At 44.6% G+C, this 9,273-nt stretch carries 11 protein-coding genes; 1 reads left to right on the forward strand and 10 read right to left on the reverse strand.

Annotated elements, in window-relative coordinates:
• Positions 1 to 271: 271 nt before the first annotated feature.
• The 6 genes from yajC to Q1J64_RS15635 form a co-directional block, all read right to left on the reverse strand.
• Positions 272 to 538 (reverse strand): preprotein translocase subunit YajC, encoded by a 267-nt coding sequence (gene yajC / locus Q1J64_RS15610; protein ID WP_367183424.1) that lies wholly within the window; start codon positions 536 to 538, stop codon positions 272 to 274.
• A 48-nt stretch (positions 539 to 586) separates the two neighbouring features.
• Complete coding sequence (gene tgt, locus Q1J64_RS15615; RefSeq protein WP_301110040.1) at positions 587 to 1,726, reverse strand: tRNA guanosine(34) transglycosylase Tgt; 1,140 nt, start codon at positions 1,724 to 1,726, stop codon at positions 587 to 589.
• A complete protein-coding gene (gene queA / locus Q1J64_RS15620; protein ID WP_301110041.1) occupies positions 1,727 to 2,779 on the reverse strand; it encodes a tRNA preQ1(34) S-adenosylmethionine ribosyltransferase-isomerase QueA in 1,053 nt (350 codons plus the stop codon).
• 18 nt (positions 2,780 to 2,797) lie between these two features.
• Positions 2,798 to 3,796, reverse strand: a complete 999-nt coding sequence (ruvB, locus tag Q1J64_RS15625) for a Holliday junction branch migration DNA helicase RuvB (RefSeq protein ID WP_301110043.1) — start codon at positions 3,794 to 3,796, stop codon at positions 2,798 to 2,800.
• A 20-nt stretch (positions 3,797 to 3,816) separates the two neighbouring features.
• Complete coding sequence (gene ruvA, locus Q1J64_RS15630) at positions 3,817 to 4,422, reverse strand: Holliday junction branch migration protein RuvA (RefSeq protein ID WP_301110044.1); 606 nt, start codon at positions 4,420 to 4,422, stop codon at positions 3,817 to 3,819.
• A 122-nt stretch (positions 4,423 to 4,544) separates the two neighbouring features.
• Positions 4,545 to 5,111: an NADPH-dependent FMN reductase gene (locus Q1J64_RS15635; protein ID WP_301110045.1), complete on the reverse strand. Its 567-nt coding sequence runs from the start codon at positions 5,109 to 5,111 to the stop codon at positions 4,545 to 4,547.
• Between the two features lie 143 nt (positions 5,112 to 5,254).
• Between Q1J64_RS15635 and Q1J64_RS15640 the strand changes: the two genes are divergently transcribed.
• On the forward strand, positions 5,255 to 5,860 hold the full coding sequence (locus Q1J64_RS15640; protein ID WP_301110046.1) for a hypothetical protein: 606 nt from the start codon (positions 5,255 to 5,257) through the stop codon (positions 5,858 to 5,860).
• Between the two features lie 139 nt (positions 5,861 to 5,999).
• Here Q1J64_RS15640 and isdG read toward each other — a convergent pair whose 3' ends face one another.
• From isdG to Q1J64_RS15660, 4 genes are all read right to left on the reverse strand, one after another.
• A complete protein-coding gene (gene isdG, locus Q1J64_RS15645) occupies positions 6,000 to 6,326 on the reverse strand; it encodes a heme oxygenase (RefSeq protein ID WP_301110047.1) in 327 nt (108 codons plus the stop codon).
• 152 nt (positions 6,327 to 6,478) lie between these two features.
• Positions 6,479 to 7,204 carry a YebC/PmpR family DNA-binding transcriptional regulator gene (locus Q1J64_RS15650; RefSeq protein WP_301110048.1) on the reverse strand — a complete coding sequence of 242 codons (726 nt, stop codon included), beginning with the start codon at positions 7,202 to 7,204 and terminating at the stop codon, positions 6,479 to 6,481.
• A gap of 12 nt (positions 7,205 to 7,216) precedes the next feature.
• A complete protein-coding gene (locus Q1J64_RS15655) occupies positions 7,217 to 8,086 on the reverse strand; it encodes a phosphotransferase (RefSeq protein ID WP_301110049.1) in 870 nt (289 codons plus the stop codon).
• 6 nt (positions 8,087 to 8,092) lie between these two features.
• Complete coding sequence (locus Q1J64_RS15660) at positions 8,093 to 9,103, reverse strand: LysM peptidoglycan-binding domain-containing protein (protein ID WP_301110050.1); 1,011 nt, start codon at positions 9,101 to 9,103, stop codon at positions 8,093 to 8,095.
• Positions 9,104 to 9,273 lie beyond the last annotated feature (170 nt).

Genomic DNA, 9,273 nt, shown 5'->3' on the forward strand with positions numbered 1-9,273 from the left:
CGTAATTTCCGAGTAGCCATAAAATATCAATTCATCTTTTTTGCTTTCAAGTGCAGGGAGCAACTGTTTATATAAGTCTGTGCGTTGTTGATCCATCGTTGCACCCCCCTCGTATCGTATTGCGGAATACAGTTGATTATAGCATAGACACTTCCTAATTTTCAGCTTTTGTGAAAGCAAATTTAATTAGTATAGCCATTTACTTATCTGACGGATGAGACAAACAAAAAAGCGGCAATCCATGGATGTACCATTAGATAACCGCTTCTGTTTATGACGCTGTTACTACTCTACCTACTGCTTGCTTATCAAAACGTATAACTGTAGTATCCGATACACGCAAGAAAATGGAAGCTTCGTCTACTGCATCCACCGTTCCATGAATACCACCGATTGTTACTACTTCGTCTCCACGCTTCAAGCTAGTTTGCATCTCTTTCGCTGCCTTTTGTCTCTTCTGAGCAGGACGAATGAGCAAGAACCACATAATAGCAACCATGATTACGAGTGTGACAATACCACCGTATTGTTCCATCATTTTATCATTTCCCCCTTCCTTAAAGCATCACATGTTATTATACAAGATTTAAAAGTTTTTTGCATTCGGTTTGTTGAAACCATACTGCTCTAAAAACTCTTCACGGAAATCGCCGAGACGATCTTCCCGAATGGCCTGACGTATTTGCTCCATCAAATTCAGCAAAAAGTGCAGGTTATGATAGGACGTCAAACGAATACCAAATGTTTCTCCTGCGCGAATTAAATGACGGATATAAGCCCGGCTATAATTTTTGCACGCATAACAATCACAATTTGGATCAAGTGGACCGAAGTCTCGCTCAAATTTCGCATTCTTAACAACTAAACGTCCTTCACTGGTCATCAATGTGCCGTTTCGTGCAATTCGTGTAGGCAGCACACAGTCGAACATATCGATACCTCGGATCGCTCCGTCAATCAAGGAGTCTGGTGAACCGACACCCATCAAATAACGCGGTTTGTTTTCCGGCAATAATGGTGTCGTAAATTCAAGCGCGCGATTCATGACGTCTTTCGGTTCCCCTACAGACAGCCCGCCGATTGCATAACCGGGGAAGTCCAATGAAACCAAGTCTCTCGCACTTTGCTTGCGAAGATCTTCAAACTCGCCACCCTGCACAATTCCGAACAAACCCTGCTCTTCAGGACGCTGGTGAGCCTGCAGACAGCGCTCCGCCCATCTGGACGTACGCTCGACGCTCGCTTTCATATATTCATGTGTTGCAGGGAACGGAGGACATTCATCGAACGCCATCATAATATCCGGTCCAAGTGCATTCTGAATCTCCACTGCTTTTTCAGGACTCAAAAATAATTTATCGCCGTTGATATGATTGCGGAAATGCACGCCTTCTTCTTTAATATCACGGAATTTGCTCAATGAAAATACTTGGAAACCGCCTGAATCCGTTAAAATCGGACGATCCCAATTCATGAATTTATGCAATCCGCCTGCTTCTTTAATGATTTCGTGCCCCGGGCGCAGCCATAAGTGATACGTATTACTTAAAATAATGCCTGCTCCCATTGCCTTCAGTTCTTCAGGAGACATTGTTTTGACGGTGGCCTGTGTTCCAACGGGCATAAATGCCGGTGTTTCAAAAGAACCGTGCGGCGTATGGACAATTCCAAGACGTGCTCCTGTTTGTTTACAAGTTTTAATATGTTCGTACGTAATAGCTGCCAATTAATCTCGTTCCTTTCTTTTAGCGGGGCGAATGAACATCGCGTCCCCAAAACTGAAAAAGCGATATTGCTCTTTCACTGCCTCTTCATACGCTGCCAGTACCGATTCCCTTCCTGCAAAAGCCGAAAGCAGCATCAGTAACGTTGATTTAGGTAGATGAAAATTCGTCACCAAGCCGTCAATTGCTTTATACTCATAGCCAGGGAAAATGAAAATAGACGTCCAGCCGCTAGCTGCGACAACTGTTCCGTCATTTTCAGAAGCGATGGTTTCAAGTGTGCGGGTCGATGTTGTTCCGACTGCGATCACGCGGCCTCCATTCGCTTTCGTTTCCCTTACTAAAGAAGCCGTTTCCTCAGTCATTACGTAATATTCCGCATGCATCGTATGGTCTTCAATAGAATCCACGCTAACTGGACGGAATGTTCCAAGCCCTACATGCAGTGTAATAAATGCGATATTTACACCTTTTTCGCGTAATTCATCCAGGATTTCATCCGTGAAATGCAAACCGGCTGTCGGTGCTGCAGCAGAACCTCTTTCTTTTGCAAACACCGTTTGATAGCGCGACTGATCTTCCAAAGACTCTGTAATATAAGGAGGCAGCGGCATCGTGCCCAGCTGATCGAGCAGCTCATAGAAAATGCCGTCATAGCTAAACGTAAATTCTCTTCCACCTTGTTCTCCGATTGCCGTACACTTCGCTTGAAGAAGACCGTCTCCAAACGTGACGACTGTTCCAACTTTAATGCGTTTTGCTGGCTTCACTAATGTCTCCCAGCGATCTTCGCCAGTTTCCTTCAGCAATAATACTTCAATTGCGGCACCTGTATCTTCTTTTGTCCCGATCAAACGTGCAGGCAATACCTTTGTATCGTTCAAAACGAGCAAATCTCCCGCTTCAAGTTCTTCCGTTAAATCACGGAAATGCCGATGCTCGACTTCCCCGCTTTCACGGTCCATCACGAGTAAACGGCTCGCTGTACGATCAAGCAAAGGTGTTTGTGCGATCAAATGGTCGGGTAAATTAAAATCAAAGTCATGTACATCCATCTTCGTAACTCCTATCTGTCACTGCGGAAGCGGATAGCCGAAATGCGCATACGCTTTTTCTGTTGCCATGCGTCCTCTCGCGGTGCGTTGAATAAATCCAATCTGTAATAAGTAAGGTTCATACACATCTTCAATTGTCACGGATTCTTCGCCAATACTGGCAGCAAGTGTATCGATCCCAACAGGGCCGCCGCGAAAACGCTCTATCATACTATGCAGCAACTGGTGATCGATCTGATCCAGGCCATGACCGTCCACTTGCAGCATATCGAGCGCTTCTTGGGCAATCGAGAGTGTGATCGTTCCGTTGCCGCGTACTTGGGCGTAATCTCGGACTCTGCGCAGTAGCCGGTTGGCAATGCGCGGAGTGCCTCTTGAACGTTTTGCAAGCTCAACAGCTGCCTGCGAATCTATCTGTACGTCAAAAAGCCCAGCACTTCGGACAACGATTTCCGTCAATGCTTCTTCATCATAATACTCCAGACGCAAAGGCACACCGAAACGGTCTCGCAACGGGGCTGACAGCGCTCCGGCTCTTGTTGTTGCACCAATCAGTGTAAACGGAGGAAGATCCAGCCGAACAGAACGAGCAGTGGGCCCTTTTCCTACCATAATATCCAAACAAAAATCTTCCATTGCCGGATACAGAACTTCTTCGATTGCACGATTCAGCCGGTGAATTTCATCGATAAATAAAACGTCGCCTGGTTCTAATGAAGAAACCACGGCAGCAAGGTCACCAGGACGCTCAATAGCAGGACCACTTGTCATGCGCACATTTACGCCCATTTCATTGCCGATCACTGTCGCGAGCGTAGTCTTACCAAGCCCGGGGGGACCGTATAATAGCACATGATCCAGACTTTCTTCCCGGCCTTTTGCAGCTTCGATAAAAATAGACAGATTATCTTTTGCCTGCTGTTGACCGATGTACTGCTTCAGCAATTGCGGACGCAGCGATTGTTCAAATTGATCGTCAAAATGAGTTGCTTCATTCGTCAATATGCGTTCTTCCAATTAAAACCACCTCCGTCGTATTAGCCTTGTTTCAACAGCAGCTGTAAAGCAAGCCGCATATAGCCTTCTGTATCGAGTTCTTCTTTTTCTAATTTTGGTCTGACTTTCTTCAGTTCGCGTTCCGAATAGCCAAGTGCAGACAACGCAAGCAATGCTTCATCGAGTTCATTGCTCTCAGCGAGTGTCAACAAAGTATCTTCAGAATCGGGCAAATCAATTTCCGTGAAGAGATCATGCAGTTTCCCCTTGAGGTCTAATATCATCTGTCTTGCTGTCTTTTTGCCGACACCAGGGAATTGTACCAGGAAACCTTCATCTTCACGCTCGATCGCACTGATGACCTGTGAAGGCAGTCCGTTTGCAAGAATCGCAAGCGCGCCTTTTGGTCCAATTCCCGAGACCGTTATGAGTTTACGGAACAACTCACGCTGTTCGAGTGTCTTGAAACCGATCAATAGCTGAGTGTCTTCACGGACATGCAAATACGTAAAGACCTGCTGTATTTCATCTGTTGCATGGAAAGCGAACGGATTCGGTGTCATTACCTGCCAGCCGATTCCTTGCTGCTCCAGCACAATATATTCCGGTGTCACTCTTGTCACATAGCCTTTTATGTAATCGTACAATCCATTCTCCCCCTAAAGTATACTCGTTATTATAGCATACGAACGGGTTTTCTACTTGTCAGACCTCTAAATTTCATCGTAAAAAAATGGACACACTGTTGATGTGTCCATCTGTTGAAATTTTACGCTTCTGCAGCTGCTTTTTGTTTGCGGTAAAAAGTGATGAAGTTTTCAACGACTGTATCGAGGAATGTAATTGTTGCTTCGTCAATGATATCTCCGGCTTCATTCAACTTATTTTGAATGGCTCCTACGTACACTTCATTTCCAGGCAATAAAATGGGTGCCAAAGCCGGGTTCGATAAGATTTCGCGCAAGTGGATCTGCGCTCTAATTGACCCGAACATGCCCATTGAAGCACCGACGATGAATCCGGGCTTACCGTTCAGTGTGAAATCTCCTCCGCGGGAAAGCCAATCCAATGCATTTTTCATGGCACCCGGAATAGAGAAGTTATATTCAGGAGTTGCGAACAGTACAGCGTCAGAATCTTTGACGTCATCTTTAAACGCGCGTACGGCTGCAGACGGTTCGCTTTCCGTATCGATCGAGAACATATCCAGATCATTGATCAGAACTGGTATAATATTCAGCTTGTCTTCATAGCGCTTGGCCATGAAATTGACCAGTTTTAGGTTATAGGATGTAGAACTAGTGCTTCCGATGATTGCTTTTACTTTAATTGTCATGATGATTAGCTCCTTTTTAATAAGTTTAAGCACTTAAAATGATAGCCCTATTCCTTTTTCATCTCTACTTATTTGCTCGAGTATGTGACGTTAATCTAGGCCGAAGTTTCAAATGAATATGAAATAAAAGAGGAGATGTTAGTATGCGTAAAATCATTTACACAGTTTTTACAGCTTCACTTTTACTGGCCGGCTGTGTATCAACTGCTACTGACCAACAACCAGTAGTACGGCAAAAAGAACAGATTGAGTCTGCTTCACCCAAAATTAATCGCCAACCTTCTATGGAGCTGGTTCAATCAGTGGAAGGTGAAGAGGAAGTGGTGACAATGGATTTGGTTATAGGACACAACTCACTTTACTCGATGTATATAGATGCAGAACGGTATCAGCTGGACGAAGAAGATAAAAAGGATGTGCTGTCGCCGGTCGTTTCCGTTCCTGATGGTTATCCTGAGGTTAAAATGGAGATTCTATACATTGAGGAACGTAATCCTGACAGAGTGAAGAATGATTTCGAAAAGGAATATGATTTCTCGCTTGAAGAAGAGCAGGTAACTGAACCTGTAAACAGCATTTCACTTCACGGAACGTCAGGAACAACGCCAGACAGTGTAGTCGTGACTATTTATTTGCTGGATGCATTCGGAGGTACTTTGCTCATTAAAGAGACGTATTTCTTAGAGGCGCAGGAAGGTCATGGTGCAAGATTTGAACAGATACTTAAAACGCTAGAGCTGAATGAATAACCTCATGAAAAGCCGGTTGGATAGTCCAACCGGCTTTTCATCGATTATTTACTTACCAAATACTTCAATCAATCTGGCGGCTTTTGAAAAACGATTATCCATACCACTTGGGACATCTTCATTAATTTTCAGTGTTTTCTCATGCTTCTGCCTGAACGACCGGTTTACGAACAACCTTAACGTCATAAAAAGAAACTTTATTACTGATAACATATTCCGGCTGTCCGCCGGGATGAGAATGAGCTTCTTTAAATGCATCACTTTTCATCCACGCATCAAACGCAGCTTTTGACTCCCACCGCGTACTAATCGTTACTTCATCATAGTCTGGTAAATTAGTAGTAAACAAGACTTCAAGACCTAAAAATCCTTCCATCAGTTCCACTTTACCTTCTTTATCAAACCGTTTGATTAATTTATGTCCTTGATCTTTACTGATTTTATTGGTGTTCGTTACTATAATCATTAATTGCTCCCCCTTTTTCTAAATCTTTTATATTATTGGTAATGTTCTAAATGATAATGAATATCATTATCATTGTCAAGCAAAAAAATACCAATCAACTACTCTCGTCATCTGAAAGTAGTTGATTGGTCAGTTTCGTATAGTCGATTCGATTACTCGCCAGCCGCATTATGATAAACATTCTGTACATCATCGTCATCTTCAAGTGCATCTAGCATTTTCTCAAACTGTTCTTCCTGCTCTACAGATAACTCCGCATACACAGACGGAACCATATCTACTTCTGCAGAGATGAATGTGATTTCTTCTGTTTCGAGCACTTCTTTGACGGACAAAAACTCCGCCGGTTCTGTCAAAATTTCAAATCCTTCTTCTGTCGAGATGATATCCTCTGCTCCTGCTTCGAGAGCCTCTAGCATTAAAGAATCTTCATCTATTCCTTCTGTACGCTCGATAAATATACGCCCTTTGCGTTCAAACAGATAGTTCACAGATCCTGTTTCTCCCAGACTTCCGCCATTTTTATTGAATGCTACACGAATATTGGGTCCCGTGCGATTGCGGTTTTCCGTCAGACAATAGACGAGAACTGCAGTCCCCCCCGGGCCGTAGCCTTCATAAATGACTTCCTCATAGTTTTCATCTGCCCCTGCACCTGTTGCTTTGTCGATCGCCCGCTGGATGACATCATTCGGGACGTTCTCACTTTTTGATTTATCGATGGCCAGACGCAGTGCCGGATTGGTATCTGGATCATCTCCGCCTGATTTTGCCGCTACATAGATTTCACGCGACATCTTCTGAAAGATTTTTCCCCGTTTTGCGTCTTGTGCACCTTTTCTGTTTTGGATATTTTTCCATTTGGAATGGCCTGCCATGACAAAAACCTCCTACTTCATCATTCGCTCTACATCATACCATAATCTCGGCCAGTGCGAGAGGGCGATTTCAGTAAAGAGCAAGAGCTTGCTGACCATCCGCTGCTGCTGTGCTGCAGGTAAGGACAGCAGGTGAAGCCATTCGCGAAGCACTTCATTCGGATAGAGTAGCTTAGCAAGGGCTTGATTGGATAGTTTCTGCAACGCAGGATGTTCACCCATTAAAAATGTTGGATTATAAGAAATCTGAGGAAGGACCCGATGCATCCATAAGACCAGTTCATCTTCTTTAGACCCGATGCAAGCCAAATCAAAATCGATAAAACGTATCCCTCCGTCCGCATCCCGCAAAATATTATGATGCACAACATCGCCATGCAATAAGGTCAGCTTGTTATCAGATGCAGATTGTTTCTTTATCAAATCCAGTGCATTCCGTCCAAATAAGACCAATTCCTCTATAACAGATGAAGGCAAAAACTGTTGACAAATTTCTCGAAGCTCTATAAAACGAGCAAGACGGACTTCCCACTTTTCAATCATATGATAAGAAGGAAGACAAGAAAGTGATTCCCAACATATGGAACTGCTTGTTTCATGCAGGGCTTGCAATGCTCGAAATGAATCAATCCTATCGATCCGCCTTTTGAAATTGACGGCTTTCGCTCCTTGGAGCCAGGGCTGCATAATCAGCAGCGGATCCTTTTCTTCTAGAATTGGAACGAAGTGTGGGAAATTCTGTCCGCTAAGTAATTGATGAATTTGCCGAACCTTTACGACCTGTGCAAATGAGGCATACTTCTTAACTGAATAGACCGCTCCGCCGGATTCCATTTTCCAGACATTCTTTTTAATTTTTGTAAAGCGCTGTTCACCTGTCATATCCCATTACGAATTTCTGTACCAATCTTCCTGAATGGGCATCGGATAATTTGGCGGCATTTGCTGTCCGGGTTGCTGCTGCGGAAATGGCATAGGAAGCGGCATCATCGGAGCAGACGGATAGCATGGATACCATTGAACTGGCTGCATGAATTCTGGATACATTGGCATATGTTGCATATGGTGCTGTTGCGGCCACCCCTCTGAACAAAGATCTTGATTCGACGGACACCAGTTTGCCGGCATACATGCTTTTGGTGGAATCGAAGGCTGCTGAGGCATTGGCATTGGTTGTGGCATTGGTTGCGGCATTGGCATCGGTTTTGGCTGTTCGGGCATCGGTTTCATGATTGGTGGCTGCGGTGCCTGTGGCTTAGGTGTGGTTGGCATGTGTAATGAACTCGATTCTATCAGCTGCCAGCCGTCCGGCATTGGTGTCGGCTTATGATGGTGAGGTGATTCATCATGCCATTTTGATGATTCTTTGGGTGGCATTGGTTTAATTGGTGCTTGCATTGGTGGTAGCATTGGTTGCTGCGGCATGTGCGGGTGACAGTCTGCATCGAAAATCGGCATCCATCCGCAAATAGGAAATACTGCTTGCCACATCGGCACATTCGGTTGCATTGGCAGTTGAGGTGCCGGATGCGAAGGCATTGTTGGCTGCTGAGGCATCGGCATCGGCATCTGCGGCGCTTGTGGCAACGGCGGCACCTGCTGAACGGGCGGCTTTGGCTGCGGCTGTGGTTTTGGCTGTGGCATTGGTTTCGACGGTGGTTTCATTTCGGGTTGCTGAGGTTTCACCGGTTTCTGTGGTGTTTTATCATGCGGTTTAGACGGCTCCCCTTTATGATGAGGCTTCTTCTTATCCATCGGCAAAAAAATCTTCATTCCGGGAACGATATAGTCCGGATTTGCCAGATGTGCATTCACCCGCTTTAATTCTTCAAACGGAATACCGTACTGCCTTGCGATCTTCCATAATGTATCACCCTTGACGACAATATGAACTTCCACTAAAAATTCCCCCTTCCATCAATCCATCGTATGAACGGCTGCCTAGTTTGGTGAATACTTTTTAGGCGTCCTCTCTTGTCATATATATTCACTGGGGAAAATTTTAGTACAATGAAAAAATCCATCCTGCCAGCTTCAACTGGTGGATGGATCTGTTTCGTACACAAAAT

Source organism: Sporosarcina sp. (assembly GCF_029257255.1).
In the GTDB taxonomy this organism is placed as follows: Bacteria; Bacillota; Bacilli; order Bacillales_A; family Planococcaceae; genus Sporosarcina.